Annotated in this window: 1 pseudogene; it reads right to left on the bottom strand. The window is 67.8% G+C overall.

Features of this window, described 5'->3' with window-relative positions:
• Positions 1 to 245, bottom strand: a pseudogene (locus tag ABY44_RS08265) (hypothetical protein); the annotation flags it as partial.

Here is a 245-nt window from a genome sequence, read left to right on the forward strand (position 1 = left end):
CGCCCGGTGCCCACTCGTCGAACGCGTAGGGACCGGTACCGACCGGGTGACCCATCGCGTACTCGGACAGCTGCGGGGACTCCGCCGAGCCGCTGACCTCGTCCGCACCGAACTCCTGCATCGCCGAAGGGCTCTGCATCGAGAAGGACGGGAGCGAGAGGGAGGCGACGAAGCCGGCGAACGGCTTGTTGAGGTCGATCGTGACCGAGTAGTCGCCGTCAGGGGTGCAGGACTTGTACACGGCG

The organism is Burkholderia sp. ZZQ-2 (assembly GCF_050768715.1).
In the GTDB taxonomy this organism is placed as follows: Bacteria; Pseudomonadota; Gammaproteobacteria; order Burkholderiales; family Burkholderiaceae; genus Burkholderia; species Burkholderia cepacia.